Origin of the sequence: Mammaliicoccus sp. D-M19 (assembly GCF_022386695.1) — a bacterium.
Taxonomy (GTDB): domain Bacteria; phylum Bacillota; class Bacilli; order Staphylococcales; family Staphylococcaceae; genus Mammaliicoccus; species Mammaliicoccus sciuri.
This window is the reverse complement of sequence record NZ_JAJNHW010000012.1, coordinates 1-18,645: the sequence shown is the minus strand read 5'-3', so window position 1 is coordinate 18,645 and position 18,645 is coordinate 1. Positions and strand designations below refer to the sequence as shown.

The 18,645-nt window shown below is 34.7% G+C and carries 16 protein-coding genes, 8 tRNA genes and 2 rRNA genes; all 26 read left to right on the top strand.

The genetic code is table 11. The features are described 5' to 3' along the window. Positions 1–80 precede the first annotated feature (80 nt). Positions 81–653, top strand: coding sequence for an aminoacyl-tRNA hydrolase (pth, locus tag LQ675_RS14550; protein ID WP_048541954.1), 573 nt, complete (start codon positions 81–83; stop codon positions 651–653). Continuing rightward, the gene (gene mfd, locus LQ675_RS14545; protein WP_239728285.1) at positions 650–4,159 is read left to right on the top strand and encodes a transcription-repair coupling factor; all 3,510 of its coding nucleotides are present in this window, start codon (positions 650–652) and stop codon (positions 4,157–4,159) included. Before pth ends, mfd begins: the two co-directional genes overlap by 4 nt. Next, on the top strand, positions 4,146–5,654 hold the full coding sequence (locus LQ675_RS14540; RefSeq protein ID WP_239372288.1) for a polysaccharide biosynthesis protein: 1,509 nt from the start codon (positions 4,146–4,148) through the stop codon (positions 5,652–5,654). Before mfd ends, LQ675_RS14540 begins: the two co-directional genes overlap by 14 nt. Before the next feature lie 7 nt (positions 5,655–5,661). Beyond that, on the top strand, positions 5,662–6,828 hold the full coding sequence (locus LQ675_RS14535; protein WP_048541959.1) for a MazG nucleotide pyrophosphohydrolase domain-containing protein: 1,167 nt from the start codon (positions 5,662–5,664) through the stop codon (positions 6,826–6,828). Beyond that, positions 6,825–7,091, top strand: a complete 267-nt coding sequence (locus LQ675_RS14530) for an RNA-binding S4 domain-containing protein (RefSeq protein WP_037590337.1) — start codon at positions 6,825–6,827, stop codon at positions 7,089–7,091. The genes LQ675_RS14535 and LQ675_RS14530 overlap by 4 nt, the downstream gene beginning before the upstream one ends. Before the next feature lie 16 nt (positions 7,092–7,107). Continuing rightward, positions 7,108–7,491, top strand: coding sequence for an FtsB family cell division protein (locus LQ675_RS14525; RefSeq protein ID WP_025905562.1), 384 nt, complete (start codon positions 7,108–7,110; stop codon positions 7,489–7,491). An 83-nt stretch (positions 7,492–7,574) separates the two neighbouring features. Then, positions 7,575–7,958, top strand: a complete 384-nt coding sequence (locus tag LQ675_RS14520) for a S1 domain-containing RNA-binding protein (protein WP_025905561.1) — start codon at positions 7,575–7,577, stop codon at positions 7,956–7,958. Positions 7,959–8,046: 88 nt separating this feature from the next. Then, positions 8,047–9,327 carry a tRNA lysidine(34) synthetase TilS gene (gene tilS, locus LQ675_RS14515; protein WP_048541960.1) on the top strand — a complete coding sequence of 427 codons (1,281 nt, stop codon included), beginning with the start codon at positions 8,047–8,049 and terminating at the stop codon, positions 9,325–9,327. Further along, complete coding sequence (gene hpt / locus LQ675_RS14510) at positions 9,311–9,847, top strand: hypoxanthine phosphoribosyltransferase (RefSeq protein WP_025905559.1); 537 nt, start codon at positions 9,311–9,313, stop codon at positions 9,845–9,847. The genes tilS and hpt overlap by 17 nt, the downstream gene beginning before the upstream one ends. A gap of 92 nt (positions 9,848–9,939) precedes the next feature. Next, on the top strand, positions 9,940–12,048 hold the full coding sequence (ftsH, locus tag LQ675_RS14505) for an ATP-dependent zinc metalloprotease FtsH (protein WP_075578489.1): 2,109 nt from the start codon (positions 9,940–9,942) through the stop codon (positions 12,046–12,048). Positions 12,049–12,114: 66 nt separating this feature from the next. Further along, on the top strand, positions 12,115–12,993 hold the full coding sequence (hslO, locus tag LQ675_RS14500) for an Hsp33 family molecular chaperone HslO (RefSeq protein WP_058592437.1): 879 nt from the start codon (positions 12,115–12,117) through the stop codon (positions 12,991–12,993). A 96-nt stretch (positions 12,994–13,089) separates the two neighbouring features. Beyond that, positions 13,090–14,019, top strand: a complete 930-nt coding sequence (cysK, locus tag LQ675_RS14495) for a cysteine synthase A (protein WP_058612157.1) — start codon at positions 13,090–13,092, stop codon at positions 14,017–14,019. 129 nt (positions 14,020–14,148) lie between these two features. After that, complete coding sequence (gene folP / locus LQ675_RS14490) at positions 14,149–14,940, top strand: dihydropteroate synthase (RefSeq protein ID WP_103354220.1); 792 nt, start codon at positions 14,149–14,151, stop codon at positions 14,938–14,940. Next, on the top strand, positions 14,933–15,292 hold the full coding sequence (gene folB / locus LQ675_RS14485; protein ID WP_048541967.1) for a dihydroneopterin aldolase: 360 nt from the start codon (positions 14,933–14,935) through the stop codon (positions 15,290–15,292). The genes folP and folB overlap by 8 nt, the downstream gene beginning before the upstream one ends. Continuing rightward, the gene (gene folK, locus LQ675_RS14480; RefSeq protein WP_048541969.1) at positions 15,293–15,781 is read left to right on the top strand and encodes a 2-amino-4-hydroxy-6-hydroxymethyldihydropteridine diphosphokinase; all 489 of its coding nucleotides are present in this window, start codon (positions 15,293–15,295) and stop codon (positions 15,779–15,781) included. A 56-nt stretch (positions 15,782–15,837) separates the two neighbouring features. Further along, the gene (lysS, locus tag LQ675_RS14475; protein ID WP_049320994.1) at positions 15,838–17,325 is read left to right on the top strand and encodes a lysine--tRNA ligase; all 1,488 of its coding nucleotides are present in this window, start codon (positions 15,838–15,840) and stop codon (positions 17,323–17,325) included. A gap of 283 nt (positions 17,326–17,608) precedes the next feature. Further along, positions 17,609–17,723 (top strand): 5S ribosomal RNA (rrf, locus tag LQ675_RS14470). Positions 17,724–17,736: 13 nt separating this feature from the next. Further along, positions 17,737–17,812: transfer RNA gene (locus LQ675_RS14465), tRNA-Val, on the top strand. 5 nt (positions 17,813–17,817) lie between these two features. Beyond that, positions 17,818–17,893 (top strand) — tRNA-Thr (locus LQ675_RS14460). 7 nt (positions 17,894–17,900) lie between these two features. After that, a tRNA-Lys gene (locus LQ675_RS14455) sits at positions 17,901–17,976 on the top strand. Between the two features lie 34 nt (positions 17,977–18,010). Next, positions 18,011–18,085: transfer RNA gene (locus LQ675_RS14450), tRNA-Gly, on the top strand. Between the two features lie 15 nt (positions 18,086–18,100). Continuing rightward, positions 18,101–18,189: transfer RNA gene (locus LQ675_RS14445), tRNA-Leu, on the top strand. An 11-nt stretch (positions 18,190–18,200) separates the two neighbouring features. Next, positions 18,201–18,277 (top strand) — tRNA-Arg (locus LQ675_RS14440). Positions 18,278–18,287: 10 nt separating this feature from the next. After that, a tRNA-Pro gene (locus LQ675_RS14435) sits at positions 18,288–18,361 on the top strand. A gap of 17 nt (positions 18,362–18,378) precedes the next feature. Further along, positions 18,379–18,454: transfer RNA gene (locus LQ675_RS14430), tRNA-Ala, on the top strand. A 131-nt stretch (positions 18,455–18,585) separates the two neighbouring features. Next, a 16S ribosomal RNA gene (locus tag LQ675_RS14425) occupies positions 18,586–18,645 on the top strand; the annotation flags it as partial.

Here is an 18,645-nt window from a genome sequence, read left to right as displayed (position 1 = left end):
TTTTTATGTAAGTATAGATAGATGAAATAAATCACAAAAATGCTATAATATATACTTAGAATTAATATGGAGGTTACAACATGAAATGTATTGTTGGACTTGGAAATATCGGAAAGAAATATGACTTAACACGTCATAATATTGGCTTTGAAGTAGTTGATAAATTACTTGATCGTCATCAACTAGATTTAGATAAACAAAAATTTAAAGGCGCATATACAATAGGTCTTATAAATGGTGAGAAAGTAATGCTCATTGAGCCTATGACCTTCATGAATTTATCAGGTGAAGCTGTAAGACCATTAATGGATTATTATAATATAGATATAGAGGATCTAGTTGTACTCTATGATGACATGGACCAGTCTCAAGGTCATTTGAGACTACGTCAGAAAGGAAGTGCTGGTGGCCATAACGGTATGAAGTCTTTAATTCAACATTTAGGGACAGACCGTTTTAACCGTATTAGAATCGGAATTGATCGTCCTACAAATGGCATGAGTGTACCGAGTTATGTGCTTCAAAAGTTCTCTGATGATGAAATGATTACAATGGAAAAAGTGATCGATCGCGCAGCAGATGCTTGTGAAGCTTTAATTAAAGGCGAAACTTTTCAGAATGTGATGAACCAGTATAATGGTGAAGTTATATGAAACACGTTATCCATGAAATCATACAAGCAGACGAACGATTTCAAGAATTAACGCAAATATTTGGAGAAAAGAACATACTCATAACAGGACTTAATCAGTCAAGTAAAGCGCTACTCATATTAGAACAATATCTTAAAAACGATAAACAACTCGTTATCGTAACAAATAACTTGTATCAGGCGGATAAATTAGAAGCGGATATTCTTCAATTATTACCACCTGAAGAAGTATTTAAGTTTCCTGCACAAGATATTATGATAGAGGCGTTCTCGACTCAAAGTCCTGATTTAATGAGTGAACGTATCAGAACACTAACCCAACTTGCTCAAGGCAAGAAGGGCTTATTTATCGTGCCTATAAACGGTTTAAAAAAACAACTAACACCGAAGCATATTTGGAATGAACATTATAAATCGATTCAAATAGGTGATGATATTGATTTAGATGAATGGGCTAATCAATTGATTGATATGGGCTATAAGAGGCAATCGTTAGTATCAGCAGTTGGCGAGTTTTCAATTCGTGGTGGGTTGATTGATATCTATCCAGTAACTGGAGATCCTGTTCGTATCGAATTGTTTGATACTGAAGTAGACGGTATGAGGTTGTTTGACGTTGAAACACAACGCTCTTTAGGTAATGTTGAACAAGTTGAAATTACAACGGCTAGTGATTATATTTTTACAAGTGAACAAATTAGCCAACTTCCAGAACGTATGGAAGAAGCATACGAAAAGACAAGACAACAATTAGCTACAGAAATGCGTCCCGACTTAAAAGATACGTATCAAACGATATTGATGCAAAGTGATGAATTGAAAGATCATCAAATTTTAAGACGTGTGATTTCGTTTATGTATGATGAAGTCACAACTTTAACAGATTATTTTGCGGATGATGCACTTATTATTGTAGACGAATATAATCGAATTAAAGAAACTGAACATTCATTAGACGTCGAAATCGAAGAATTTACGCAATCGCTAATAGAATCAGGACAAGGATTTATTGGCCAACGCTTTATTTCTGAACATGCTTTTACTGAACTGTTGCATCAGCATAAAATTGCCTATTTCACTTTATTTACTGCAAGTATGCCAGTTGAAATTGAAGAGATGGTGAAATTCTCATGTAAACCTGTTCAAAGGTTCTATGGACAATACGACATTATGCAATCAGAGTTTGATCGCTTTATGAAACAAGGATTCACGGTCGTATTATTAGCAGAATCTGAAACGAGAAAGTCTCGTATTCAAAGTATGTTAAACGACATGAAAATTCCAACTGTTATAGATAGGGTAGAACAAGTCGGTGGCCGAGGACAAGCTATCGTAACGGATGGCGCGCTGTCAGAAGGATTTGAATTACCTTATATGAAGCTTGTCGTCGTGACAGAAAAAGAACTTTTCAAAGCACGTGAAAGAAAACAGTCTAAAAGAAGACAAAAGTTATCTAATGCTGAAAAAATAAAGTCTTATCAAGAATTGAATGTGGGGGACTATGTTGTACACGTACATCATGGTGTTGGTAAATATTTAGGTGTTGAAACATTAGAAGTATCCGGCATTCATAAAGATTATATTAAAATTCAATATAAAGGTACCGATCAATTATTTGTACCTGTTGATCAAATGAATGATGTTCAGAAGTTTGTTGGTTCCGATGATAAGGAGCCAAAGGTAAATAAACTTGGCGGTACAGAATGGAAAAAAACGAAAGCTAAAGTTCAAAAAAATGTGGAAGACATTGCGGATGAATTGTTGAAGCTTTATCAAGAGAGAGAACAAGTTGAAGGCTACCAATACGGGCCAGATACTGAAGAACAAATGACATTTGAAATGGACTTCCCATATGAACCTACGCCTGACCAAGTCACTTCTTTAGAAGAAATTAAAGCAGATATGGAAAAAAGAAGACCGATGGATAGACTGCTTTGTGGTGATGTTGGATATGGTAAGACTGAGGTAGCGATAAGAGCTGCATTTAAAGCAGTCTTGGAAGGTAAGCAAGTAGCCGTGCTCGTACCAACAACGATTCTTGCCCAACAGCATTTTGAAACATTCAGAGAACGTATGCAAGAATATCCAGTAGAAATTCAAATGATGAGTAGATTTAGAACACCTAAACAAGTTAAAGAGACGAAAGCAGGTATCAAATCTGGATTTGTAGACATTGTTGTAGGTACACATAAATTACTAAGTAAAGATGTTGAATATAAAGATTTAGGCTTATTAATCGTCGATGAAGAACAAAGATTTGGTGTGAAACATAAAGAAAGAATTAAAGCATTAAAGACAAATGTAGATGTTCTTACTTTAACAGCTACACCAATTCCGAGAACACTTCATATGAGTTTATTAGGTGTTAGAGATTTATCTGTTATTGAAACACCACCTGAAAACAGATTCCCTGTTCAAACGTATGTATTAGAACAAAATATGAGTTTTGTTAAAGAAGCACTAGAACGTGAACTTTCACGTGGTGGACAAGCATTCTATTTATATAACCGCGTGCAGTCTATATATCAAAAGAGTGAACAGTTATCTATGCTCATGCCTAATGCGAGAATTGGCGTTGCTCATGGACAAATGACAGAACGAGAATTAGAAGAAACGATGTTGAATTTTGTGGATGGAGAATACGATATTTTAGTGACAACGACGATTATTGAAACGGGTGTCGATGTTCCGAATGCCAATACATTGATTATTGAAGATGCTAATAGATTTGGATTGAGTCAATTGTATCAGTTGCGTGGACGAGTAGGTCGTTCAAGTCGAATTGGTTATGCATATTTCTTACATGAACAAAATAAAGTACTAACTGAAGTTGCAGAGCAAAGACTACAAGCTATCAAAGAATTTACAGAACTAGGTTCAGGATTTAAAATTGCCATGCGTGATTTGAATATACGTGGTGCAGGAAATCTATTAGGTAGTCAGCAACATGGCTTCATAGATTCTGTAGGTTATGACTTATATTCTCAAATGTTAGAAGAAGCGGTTAATGTGAAACGAGGTATTGAACCAGAATCAGAAGTACCACAACTTGAAGTGGACATTAAGATAGATGCCTATATTCCTGCAGAATACATTAAGAATGAACAAGCCAAAATTGAAATGTACAAAAAATTGAGATCGATTACGACTCAAACTCAATTGGAAGATATTCAAGATGAATTGATCGATCGTTTTGGTGAGTACCCTGTTGAAGTACAACGTTTATTAGATGTTGTGGAAGTAAGATTGAATGGTATTCATTTCGGTATTACAGAAATTAAAGAAGTTGCTAAAGTGATACAATTGACAGCTTCGGAATATACGACAAATCATTTAAAAGGTGATGTGTTGTTTAAAGTTACTGAACCACTCGGTAGAAAACTAAAAATAGCCGTTTCGAACAATCAAATGGTGTTTAAATTACAAAAATCAAAACAATGGTTAGACGATTTGAAATTCTTAACTAATGTGATCAATGAAAGTTTGGTAGACGATGACACAATCTAAACCAATTTTTAATAGTGTATTGTTGTTAACAGGCACGATGGTCATTGTTAAAATTTTAAGCGCAATTTATAGAGTACCTTACCAAAATGTTTTAGGTGATGAAGGTTTATATGCATACCAACAAGTATATCCGCTCGTTGCGATTGTGAGTGTTGTAAGTTTAAACGCGCTTCCTAGTGTCATGAGTAGCTGGATGATTCAACGTAAACAATCAGAAATAGTAGGCATGTTCTGGTTCTTACAAATGACTTGTTTGTTGATAAGTATTGCTATATTTTTAAGTGCACATTTGATAAGTGGGCTAATGGGTGATGTAAAGTTAACACCTATGATTCGTATGGCGAGTATAGCGCTAATACCACTTGTATTTATCTCAATGGCACGAGGGTATTATCAAATGAAACATCAGATGAACTTTATTGCCGTTTCACAGGTTATTGATCAAGTGGTTAGAGTCGGTGTGATTTTAACCGCAATTTTGCTGTTTATTGGCTTGAATATTTCGATTTATCAAGCTGGCACAATCGCAATCAGTGGATCTGTATTGGGATTAAGTTGTATTGCAATTTACTTCTGGTTTAAAAGAAAGCCTATACTGAGGTTTTCCTGGGAAATAAAATTGAAAGACACTAAAAATATCGTGACGATGACAATCTTGTATGCCATTTCTTATTTGATATTGATCTTATGGCAAATTGTAGATTCATTTACGCTTATACATTTATTGCAAGAGAATGGATATAGCTTTCATGAAAGTATAAAAGTAAAAGGCGTGTTTGATAGAGGTGCTTCATTAATTCAGATGGGTCTTATCATCACAACTACATTTAGTTTTGTGCTTATTCCATTGTTAACAGAACAACTGCAAAAGAAAAATCATCAACTCGTGAATGAATATGCTAATACATCGTTGAAAATAACAGTGTTATTTAGTATGGCTGCCGCATTTGGCTTAATGAACTTACTGCCGTTATTAAATACTGTATTCTTTAAGACGAATGAATTGATTGGTACACTGAGCGTCTTTATGCTCGCAGTAGTATTTGTGACATTTATCATCATGTATACAGCGTTATTGCAAGTGAAATTAAATAGAAATATATTATTTATTGCGCTCATTATTGGTATGGTAACGAAATTGATCGGGAATTACTGGTTTGTACTGCAGTTTGGTATATTTGGTGCAAGTTTGTCGACAGTCTTGTCGCTCGCTATATATACATTGATTTTGCATGTACATGTGATGAAACTTTATCAATTTCAACGTATGGGTTTATTTATGATTAAAGTGATTACTTTACTTGCAATCATGTCTGTATTTGTACAAGTTGTATTGCTTATTCCAACGCACACGAGAATGACCAGTCTATTAATTATGTTACTGGCAGGTATTGTTGGCGTAATGGTTGTCATAATAGGTATAATAAAAATGAAAATATTAATAAAAGATGAATGGAAACATTTGCCTTTAATGGATAAAATAATAAAGGAGTAATTAACATATGGCACAACAAATTTTAGTTGTTGGCTTAGGTAATTATAGTTTAGAAGAATTGCCAATGGGCGTTTATCGTAAACTTCAATCAGCTGATGTAATATATGCGCGTACGCTAGACCATCCAGTCGTTAAAGAATTAGAAGACTTAAATTGGCAAGGTTTTGATTATATTTATGAAAAGCACAATGATTTTCTTAATGTATATTCTGAAATTGTCGATACGTTGATTGAAAAGGCTGAACATGAAAATATCATTTATGCGGTACCTGGTGATCCAATGGTAGCTGAAACAACGACGCAGCTCCTATTAGAAAAATCCTCTGATGTTCACGTGTTAGGTGGGAAAAGCTTTCTAGATGATATGTTCAATGCTGTTAATATTGACCCAAATGACGGATTTACATTATTAGACGGAACGTGTTTATCTGAGACTTTATTAAATATAAGAACGAATACGATTATTACACAAGTGTATGATCAATTAGTTGCATCGGATATTAAAGTCACATTGATGGAAAGATATCCAGATAATCACCCTGTGAAACTTGTTTCTAATGCAAGACTAGGTGAAGCAGATGTGATTTCATGTCCATTGTATGAAATGGACCATCATGCTGAGTTATCAAATTTAACAAGTTTATTCATTCCGAAAATAACTAAAGAAGAACAACTATATGGTGATTTTCAATATTTAGAACAAACTATCGATACATTAGTGTCTGAAGAAGGCTGTCCTTGGGATAAAGTACAAACCCATGAAACATTGAAACGTTATGTGCTTGAAGAAGCATTTGAATTAATTGAAGCAATTGATGAAGATGATATTGATCATATGATAGAAGAACTTGGAGACATATTGTTACAAGTGATGCTACATGCTGCGATTGGAAAGAAAGAAGCTTACTTTGATGTAAGAGAAGTGATACAAACATTAACTTCTAAGATGATACGTAGACATCCACATGTGTTTGGTGACCAAGAGGCGGACGATATTAAAGACCTCAAGAAAATTTGGAACAATGAAAAACAAAAAGAAGGCAAAGTTGAACGTGAGAAACTAGAAAAAATATTTGCTGATTACTTTTTGAAGTTGTATGATAAAACCAAATTAGAGGGATACGGTGAACAATCATTAAAAGAATTTATAAATAAAGGAGGTTTAACAATTTGAGATTAGATAAATATTTAAAAGTATCTAGACTGATTAAGCGTCGTACACTTGCTAAAGAAGTGAGTGACCAAGGTAGAGTTAAAGTAAATGGTCAAGTTGCTAAAGCAGGAACGACTGTAAGTGTTGAAGATGAATTGGAAATTAGATTAGGTAATAGAATAATTGTTGTTAAAGTGACAGGGTTGTCTGAACATGCTAATAAAGAAAATGCTAAGACAATGTTTGAAGTTATCAAAGAAGAAAAAATTCAAGATTCTATATAAATAAGGAGGTACACCAATGGCGCAAAAAATTAAAAATCTAGATAATGAATATACACAGTCCCAAAATAAACAAAAAAAGACTGTCAATAAAACGCGCCAAGTGATACGCAAGCGACTTACCTTATTTGGTGGAGTATTATTGTTAATAATCGTTATTATGATCATCATGCTGTTTCTACAAAAAAATCGCAATGATGAATTAGTACAAGAGCGTAAAGAAAAAGCTGTAACATATGAAAAATTGCAAGATAAAGAGATAGAACTTAAAGAACAAATTAAACGACTGAACGATAAAGAATATATAGAAAAACTTGCGAGAAGCGAATACTTTTTAAGCAATGACGGTGAAATTATTTTTAAATTACCAGAAGATAAAAAAGACGCGGAAAATGATAAATAATCTGTTTATGGCGTTGTATAATTTTGTATAGAAGCATATAATAAGGTTAAAGTGAATTTATATCAGGAGGATACAGTAATAATATGTCAATTGAAGTAGGCAATAAAGTCAAAGGGAAAGTTACAGGTATTAAGAATTTTGGTGCATTTGTTGAATTACCTGAAGGGAAAAGTGGCCTTGTGCATATCAGTGAAGTTGCTGATAACTACGTCGAGAACGTGAATGACCATTTAACTGTAGGCGATGAAGTAGAAGTTAAAGTATTAACAGTAGCTGATGATGGAAAGATTAGTTTATCTATTAAAAAAGCTAAAGAACGTCCAAAGCGCCAAGCGCCTAAGAAAGAAGCTAAGCCTGAAGACTTTGAGAAGAAATTATCAAACTTTTTAAAAGATAGTGAGGATAAGTTAACATCTATTAAGAGACAAACTGAATCACGTCGTGGCGGTAAAGGTGCAAGACGATAATGGATTATAATAAAAAGAGGCTAATTAGTTGAGCCTCTTTTTATTTTGACAAGATCAAATGAATTTTTGAAAATTGAGGTGTGTAATCATGCTAAATGTAACTTGGCAACAAGATGATGATTTAGCTTTAGCTGTTTCGACAGGGATAGATAGCATGTCACTTTTACACATGTTAAATACAACTTATAAAGACACATATCGTAAGTTGATTTGTTTACATGTCAACCATGGTTTAAGAGAAGCCTCGCGAGAAGAAGCAGAATTTATTAAACGATTTTGCGAAAAACACCATATTGAAATTTATATCAAGACATTAGATTTGAGCGAAACGGTTAGTCACAATAAGAGCATACAAGATATTTCTAGACAAATGAGATATGAATGGTTTGATGAAATGATGAAACAAACTAGTAGCGATGTATTGTTGACGGCACACCATATGGATGACCAAAAAGAAACCATTGCTTATCGATTATTTACTGGGAGAATTGGCCGTGCACCTTTAGGTATTCAACAAGTTCAAAAAAGAAATGATTATATGATTTGCAGACCATTATTAAATGTATCCAAATCATTTATTAAGCAATACCAACAAGAAAATGCTTTTAAGTACTACGAAGATGATTCAAATAAAGATAGCAAATATACACGCAACTATTTACGAAATCAATTGTTGCCTGTTATTGAAGAAAGACAAGAATTTTCAACAGATCATTTACTGGATTTAAATCAATGGATGAATGATGCAAGAGAATTAATTGTGGCTGAAGCAGATGCTTTTATTGCTAAAGAAATAAAACTGTCTGATCAAGTTGAAGTTAATCGAGATGCATTTAATCGGCTGAACGATTTAGTTAAGGTTCAAGTATTAGATCAATTAATGGCTCAATATGTTAAACGAAGATATAGTGAGAAGTCATATAAAGAATGGATGCGCGTATTTAATAATTTTTCAAAACAATCCGTCATTCCTATATCTGATGATTGGCAGTTTATAGTAGCATATGATAAATTATTACTATGTGAAGATATTGAGTTCAATGTAAATTCTAAATTTATAAATCGTAATGAACAATATGTATTTGGGAATTGGTTAATTGAAACGAAAGACATAGCATCGCCTTTATTCGTAAGAACGAGAATGTCTGGAGATCGTGTTCAGTATTATAACCGGGGAAATAAACATCGCAAAAAAGTTAATAGAATCATGATTGACAACAAGATTGACATACATAAAAGAAACAATTGTCCAATTATTTTAGATGGTGATGATATTATTGCAATTGGTGATTTTTGGATAGATTCTAACTTTAAAAACGCACTAACTATTACTTATATTGGAGATGACTTTAATGAAAGACTCGATTAAGTCTGTTGTATTATCAGAAGAACAGATTCAAGAAAGATGCAAAACATTAGGCAAGCAAATCACAGAGGATTATAATGGGAAGACACCAATCTGTGTAGGTATTTTAAAAGGCTCTATCATGTTTATGGCTGATTTAATTAAATACATTGATACACATGTAGAAATAGACTTCATGGATGTTTCTAGTTATCACGGTGGTACAGAATCAACTGGAGAAGTTAAAATTTTAAAAGACTTAAGTACTTCTGTTGAGAATAGAGATGTCATTATAATTGAAGATATTTTAGAAACAGGTACAACTTTAAATTCTATCGTTGATTTATTGAAATACAGAAATGTTAACTCTATTGAAATCGTAACATTGTTAGATAAACCAATGAAACGTAAAGTAGACATTGAAGCAAAATATGTCGGAGAAAAAATTCCTGATGAATTTGTAGTAGGATATGGACTAGATTATGCTGAGAAATATCGTAATTTACCATACATTGGTACACTTAAACCAGAAATATATCAATGATGCATATAAGTAAGTTTAATTACTAGCGTAAGAAATTACAAATATGGTAAAATTTTTGTTAGTTTTATTAATTGAGTAGGAGGACAAATTGAATGCAAAAAGCTTTTCGTAATATATTAATGATCGCGCTTTTAGCTATCGTCCTATTTGGTGTATTCCAGTTCATTAATGGCAATGGACAATCACCAAAACAGCTTACATATAATGAGTTTATGACGAAGCTAGAAAAAGGCGATTTAAAAACGTTAACTATTCAACCAGAACAGAATGTTTATATGGTTAGCGGTGAATTGAAAAAAGGTAAAGATGAAACATATACATCTTCTATTTTATTTAATAACCAAGATGACTTGAAAAAAATAACAGCAACTGCTGAGAAACAAGATGATTTGAAATTTAATGTTAAAGAAGAAGAAAAACAAAGTGTGTTTGTTAGTGTATTAACAACACTTATCCCAGTTTTAATTATTGCATTTTTATTCATCTTCTTCTTAAGCCAAATGCAAGGTGGCGGCGGTGGCGGCGGCCGAGTAATGAACTTTGGTAAGTCAAAAGCCAAGCTATATGATAATCAGAAGAAACGTGTTAGATTCTCTGATGTAGCAGGTGCCGATGAAGAGAAACAAGAATTAGTTGAAATAGTTGATTTCCTTAAAGATAATCGTAAATTCAAGAAAATGGGTGCGCGTATTCCAAAAGGTGTCTTACTAGTTGGTCCTCCAGGTACAGGTAAAACATTACTTGCTAGAGCTGTAGCAGGTGAAGCGGGTACACCATTCTTCTCAATCAGTGGTTCAGACTTTGTTGAGATGTTCGTTGGTGTCGGTGCAAGTCGTGTGCGTGACTTATTCGAGAACGCTAAGAAGAATGCACCATGTATTATCTTTATAGATGAGATTGATGCTGTTGGTCGTCAACGTGGCGCTGGTGTTGGTGGCGGTCACGATGAACGTGAACAAACATTAAACCAATTATTAGTAGAAATGGATGGATTCGGTGAAAATGAAGGTATCATTATGATAGCTGCTACTAACCGTCCTGATATTCTAGACCCTGCGTTATTACGTCCAGGACGTTTCGATAGACAAATCCAAGTTGGACGCCCGGATGTAAGAGGACGTGAAGCAGTACTTAAAGTACATGCTCGTAATAAACCGTTAGACGAAACTGTTGACTTAAAAGCAATTTCTCAAAGAACACCTGGTTTCTCTGGTGCAGACTTAGAGAACTTGTTAAATGAAGCATCATTAGTAGCAGCACGTTCTAACAAAACGAAAATTGATATGAGAGATATCGAAGAAGCGACTGATAGAGTTATTGCAGGTCCAGCTAAGAAAACAAGAATGATTTCTGAGAAAGAGAAAAATATTGTTGCTTATCACGAAGCAGGTCATACCATTATCGGTTGTGTATTAGATGAAGCAGAAATGGTTCATAAAGTTACGATCGTTCCACGTGGTCAAGCTGGTGGATATGCAATGATGCTTCCTAAAGAAGATCGTTACTTTATGACTGAACCAGAATTATTAGATAAGATAGTAGGTTTACTTGGTGGTCGTGTATCTGAAGAAATAAACTTTGGAGAAGCATCAACAGGTGCTCATAATGACTTCCAACGTGCAACAAACATTGCGCGTAAGATGGTTACTGAATATGGTATGAGTAAAAAATTAGGTCCATTACAATTTGGTAGTACGGATAGTGGACAAGTATTTTTAGGTAAAGATATGCAATCTGAACCAAATTATTCAGACCAAATTGCTTATGAAATTGATTCAGAAGTACAACGTATCATTAAAGAACAATACGAACGTTGTAAACAAATTCTAATTGAACATAAATCACAATTAGAATTAATTGCTAAGACACTTCTAGTTGAAGAAACATTAGTAGCTGAACAAATTCAATCATTATTCCATGAAGGTAAGTTACCAGAAGTTAAATATGATGATTCTCATCTTAACCAAAATGAAGACTCAGATGAAGATAAATATGAAGGTGACTTAACGCAACAAGAAGGTACATTAGATATTGACGATGATGAAGTTGGTAAATCATACGAAGAAGTAAAAGAAGAAGTGTCACATGAAAAACATAATGAAGACACAGATTCAGATAGTGATTCAGACGAACCAGCTCATGAACAAGAGCCAAATATCGATGACCTAGGTGACAATAAACCGACAGATCGTAAAGAATAATTTCACAAAAGTCCCTTTCAACAATTAGATTGAGAGGGGCTTTTTTTTAAAGAAGGAGTATAAAACATGACAAAAGATTATTTAGTAAGAGGATTAGCTTTCAATGATGAAGTGAGGGCTTTTGCTGTTCAAACAACAAATACAGTACAAGAAGCACAAACACGCCATTACACATGGCCAACTGCATCAGCAGCATTAGGTAGATCAATGACAGCTGGTGTTATGATGGGATCAATGCTGAAAAATGAAGAAAAATTAACGGTAACAATTGATGGCGGAGGACCAATTGGTAAAATTATGGTCGATGCTAATGCAAAAGGTGAAGTAAGAGGATACGTTCAAAATCCACAAACACATTTCCCATTAAATGATCAAGGTAAATTAGATGTTAGACGTGCTGTTGGAACAGACGGTATGTTAAGTGTCGTTAAAGATATCGGATTGAAAGATTACTTCACAGGTTCTACACCAATTGTTTCAGGAGAACTTGGAGAAGATTTCACTTATTATTTTGTAACAAGTGAACAAGTACCTTCGGCTGTTGGTTTAGGTGTATTAGTAAATCCTGATAATACGATTAAAGCAGCAGGAGGTTTCATCATTCAACTTATGCCTGGTGCATCTGAAAAAACAATTTCAGCAATTGAAGAAAAAATTAATCAAATGGAACCTGTATCTAAATTGATTGATAGAGGATTAACGCCAGAAGAAATAATTGAAACAGTATTAGGAAAAGAAAATACTAGAATTATCGACCATATGGATGTTGAATTCAAATGTAATTGTTCTAGAGAAAAATTCTTAAATGCAATTAAAGGTCTTGGAGAAGCAGAAATTGATGCAATGATTAAAGAAGATCATGGCGCTGAAGCAGAATGTCATTTCTGTAGAACGAAGTATCAATATAGCGAAGAAGAATTAATCGAACTTAAGAATGCACTTTAATTTAGTAAATACTTTCACTTTATATGAAGTTTTGTTATAATCATTATATCCGATAAATAAACTAGGGTATAAAAACTGTTTAGGAGTGAAGCGTAAATGGCTAAGAGAGTAAATAATATTGTAGAATTAATTGGAGACACACCTGTAGTTAAATTAAACAAAGTAGTTGAAGAAGGTTCAGCAGACGTTTATGTAAAATTAGAATATCAAAACCCAGGTAGCTCAGTTAAAGATAGAATTGGTTTAGCGATGATTGAAGCAGCTGAAAAAGAAGGCAAAATCAAACCAGGCGACACAATTATTGAACCAACATCTGGTAACACAGGTATCGGTTTAGCAATGGTTGCAGCAGCTAAAGGTTATAAAGCTGTATTTGTAATGCCAGATACAATGAGTAGCGAACGTCGTGCTTTATTGAAAGCTTATGGCGCTGAATTAGTATTAACACCTGGTGCAGAAGGTATGAAAGGTGCTATCAAAAAAGCTAAAGAATTAAAAGAAGAAAAAGGCTATTTTGAACCACAACAATTCGAAAACCCAGCGAACCCTAAAGTCCATGAATTAACAACTGGTCCTGAACTTGTTGAACAATTTGAAGGTCTTCAAATCGATGCTTTCTTAGCTGGTGTAGGTACTGGTGGTACTTTATCTGGAGCAGGTAAAGTTCTTAAAGAAAAATATCCTAATATTCAAGTAGTTGCGATTGAACCAGAAGCTTCTCCTATTTTAAGCGGTGGTTCACCAGGTCCTCATAAATTACAAGGTTTAGGTGCAGGTTTCGTACCAGACACTTTAAACACAGATGTTTATGACGATGTTATTAAAGTAGGTAATGAAGAAGCGATGGAAATGTCTAGAAAAGTTGCTAAAGAAGAAGGTATCCTAGGTGGTATTTCATCTGGTGCTGCAATTGTAGCTGCATTGAAAAAAGCTAAAGAACTAGGTGAAGGCAAAACAGTAGTAACAGTTCTTCCAAGTAATGGTGAACGTTACCTATCTACACCGCTTTACGCTTTTGAAGACTAATTGATAAATAAATGATTATATAATAAGTATCACGTCTATAATAAATAACTTTTGAAGTTATTTCATTTAGGCGTGATTTTTTAAATTTGTTATAATAAATTTATCTATGAAAAAGGAAGGAAGACTATCTTGGTGAATACGAAAATTATGGGTATATTAAATGTTACGCCAGATTCATTTTCTGACGGTGGTTCATATAATAGCGTAGATAAAGCAAGACAACACGCTGAGAAACTGATCTCAGAAGGTGCGGATATTATTGATATCGGTGGTGTATCTACTCGCCCAGGTTATACAGAAGTGAGTTTAGAAGAGGAATTGGACAGAGTCATTCCAGTTGTAGAAGCGCTCAGTGATTTAGATGTACAACTTTCAGTGGATACATACAGAAGTAAAGTTGCTGAAGAATCTTTAAAAAGAGGCGTAACGATGATTAACGACCAGTGGGCTGGCTTATATGATCCGAATATATTGAAAGTCGTTGCAGAATATAATGCAGAAATTGTGTTAATGCATAACGGCGACGGTAAGAGAGATGTACCAGTAATGGAAGAATTGCTACTTACTTTATTGAAACAAGCAAACCAAGCAGAAATTTGCGGCATACCCGAAAAAAATATTTGGCTAGATCCTGGTATAGGTTTTGCAAAGTCTAGAGAAGAAGAGCGTATTGTCATGTCACGATTAGATGAATTGGTCGCTACAGGTTATAATGTGTTGCTTGCGACAAGTCGTAAGCGATTAATTAATGACTTATTAGGTGGCGAAAGTAATGTTGATGAACGTGATGAAGGTACAGCAGCAACAACAGCTTATGGAATTGAAAAAGGTGTACGTGCTGTGAGAGTCCACAATGTACAAATGAACAAAAGAGTAGCTAAAACGATAGATGCTCTGAAGGAGATTCGATTAAATGGATAGAATAATATTAGAAGGCATGTCTTTTTATGGATATCATGGTGCAATTGAAGCCGAAAACGAATTAGGACAAATCTTTTTAGTAGATTTAGAATTATATTTAGATCTTTCTGAAGCGGGCGAAACAGATGACTTAGAAAAGACTGTTCACTACGGTGAAGTATTTGAAGTTGTCAAAGAAATTATGGAAGGTAAACCAGTAAAATTAATCGAGCATCTTGCTGAACGTATTGCAAAAGAGCTATTTTCACACTATAATCGAGTATTGGAAACCAAAGTTAAGATTACTAAAAATAATCCACCGATACCTGGACATTATAAAGGTGTGGGTATTGAGATAGTGAGGAAGAGATAAATGCATACTGCATATTTAGGTTTAGGAAGTAATATGGGAGATAGGCAACATCAACTGCAAGAAGCTGTTAAATTGCTGAATGAAATTGATGGTATTCAAGTTGTTCAAGAATCTCCAATATATGAAACGAAACCAGTAGGATACACAGATCAACCGGATTTTTTGAATATGTGTATTGAAATCTCAACTGAATTAGAATCATCAGAATTATTAAAAGTTTGTATGATGATAGAACAACAACTTCATCGTGTTCGAGTTGAAAGATGGGGACCACGTACAATTGATATAGATATTTTAATATATGATCAATCTGTTATTCAATCACCAGAACTAGAAGTGCCTCACCCAAGAATGACTGAAAGAGCATTTGTGATGATACCTTTGAATGACATTGCTTCAAATGTTGTGGAACCTATATCGAAGAAATATATTTGGGAGCTATTGCCAAACGATGAACATGTAGTAAAGTATAATGGTGAAAGTAAATAATCTACGTGTGGTTTAAATAAAATAACAAGTGTAATTTAAATAAGGAGTGGAAAATCATGTCAGAAGAAATGAATGACCAAATGTTGGTTCGTAGAGAGAAATTACAAGAATTAAGAGATTTAGGTATCGATCCTTTCGGTAAGAAATTTGTCCGTAGTGGGGACTCTAAATCATTACACCAAGAATGGGACGAATTCAGTAAAGAAGAATTACATGATAAAGAAGACGAATCAGCTGTTGCTATCGCAGGTCGTTTAATGACTAAAAGAGGTAAAGGTAAAGCTGGATTTGCACATGTTAAAGATATTACTGGTCAAATTCAAATCTATGTTCGTAAAGACCAAGTAGGTGACGAACAATTTGAAATATGGAAGCATGCAGATTTAGGTGATATCGTAGGCGTAAAAGGTGTTATGTTTAAAACTAATACTGGAGAATTATCTGTTAAAGCGAAAGAATTTACTGTTTTAACAAAATCTTTACGTCCATTACCTGATAAATATCATGGTTTACAAGATATAGAACAACGTTACCGTCAACGTTACTTAGATTTAATTACAAGTGAAGAATCAACTAAAACATTCATTACAAGAAGTCAAATCATTCAAGAAATGAGAACTTACTTAAATAATAAAGGTTTCTTAGAAGTAGAAACACCAATGATGCACCAAATCGCAGGTGGCGCTTCAGCTCGTCCTTTTGTAACGCATCACAATGCGCTGGATGCTACTTTATACATGAGAATTGCAATTGAATTACACTTGAAACGATTAATCGTAGGTGGATTAGAGAAAGTATATGAAATTGGAAGAGTATTCCGTAATGAAGGTGTATCTACAAGACATAATCCTGAATTTACAATGATTGAATTATATGAAGCGTATGCTGATTACAATGACATTATGGATTTGACTGAATCTATGGTTGCAGCAATCGCTGAAAAAGTATTAGGTTCTACAACTGTACAATATGGCGAAGAATCTATAGATTTAGCTCCTAACTGGAGAAGATGGCATATGGTTGATGCTGTTAAAGAATATACTGGTGTAGATTTCTATGAAGTTAAAACTGATGAAGAAGCACATACTTTAGCAAAAGAACATAATATAGAAGTAGAAGATCGTATGACATATGGTCATATTCTGAATGAATTCTTTGAACAAAGAGTCGAAGAGAAACTTATTCAACCTACATTTATTTATGGACATCCAATCGAAATATCACCATTAGCTAAGAAAAATCCTGAAGATCCAAGATTCACTGATAGATTCGAATTATTTATTGTTGGTAGAGAGCATGCAAATGCATTTACTGAATTAAATGATCCAATTGATCAACGTGAAAGATTTGAAGCACAAATGAAAGAAAAAGATCAAGGTAACGATGAAGCGCATGAAATGGATGATGACTTTATTGAAGCACTTGAATATGGTATGCCTCCAACAGGTGGTTTAGGAATAGGTATTGATAGATTAGTTATGCTATTAACAAACTCTGCTTCTATTAGAGATGTATTACTATTCCCTTATATGAGACAAAAATAAATGTAACTAAAAGCCGTACACAATTCCATATTGTGTGCGGTTTTCTACTTTTTGAAGGCTCCAAAATGCGAATGATGGAGTTTTTAAAAGAAATGTAAACTTTTTTGTCTTAAAGTGTTGACGAGTGTTTCTAAATTGTGTATTATATAAAGGTCGCTGAAAACAAGCGCATATCAATTCGAGATGTTTGTAAAGAAAGTTAATAAGGTGTAAAATTTACTATTGAAAAGCCTTGATGAATTCTTTATAATATATAAGGTAAGACAAAAACGAAACAACATTGTCTGGTGGCGATAGCAAAGAGGTCACACCTGTTCCCATGCCGAACACAGAAGTTAAGCTCTTTAGCGCCGATGGTAGTTGGGCTTACGTTCCGCGAGAGTAGGACGTTGCCGGGCGATATTGTTAATTGGAGAATTAGCTCAGCTGGGAGAGCATCTGCCTTACAAGCAGAGGGTCGGCGGTTCGAACCCGTCATTCTCCACCATTTTTGCCGGCCTAGCTCAACTGGTAGAGCAACTGACTTGTAATCAGTAGGTTGGGGGTTCAAGTCCTCTGGCCGGCACCATGTTTTAGAGCCATTAGCTCAGTTGGTAGAGCATCTGACTTTTAATCAGAGGGTCAGAGGTTCGAATCCTCTATGGCTCACCATTTTAAATATACTATATATAAAAATAATTATTTAGCGGAAGTAGTTCAGCGGTAGAATACAACCTTGCCAAGGTTGGGGTCGCGGGTTCGAATCCCGTCTTCCGCTCCATTTTTATTTTTTCTTGCCGGGGTGGCGGAACTGGCAGACGCACAGGACTTAAAATCCTGCGGTAAGTGATTACCGTACCGGTTCGATTCCGGTCCTCGGCACCATTTTTGTTTTTGCGCCCGTAGCTCAATTGGATAGAGCGTTTGACTACGGATCAAGAGGCTAGGGGTTCGACTCCTCTCGGGCGCGCCATTTTGAATAACGGGAAGTAGCTCAGCTTGGTAGAGCACTTGGTTTGGGACCAAGGGGTCGCAGGTTCGAATCCTGTCTTCCCGACTTCTATTAATACTTATGGGGGCTTAGCTCAGATGGGAGAGCGCCTGCTTTGCACGCAGGAGGTCAGCGGTTCGATCCCGCTAGTCTCCACCATTTAAAAATAGATTATGAACATTGAAAACTGAATGACAATATGTCAACGTTAATTCCAATAATTGAGTACTAAAAGTACTTCAGAGTGATTGGCTTAACTAATCAAAAATGAGCTTATCAAGCTTACTTCTTTTATGGAGAGTTTGATCCTGGCTCAGGATGAACGCTGGCGGCGTGCCTAATACATGCAA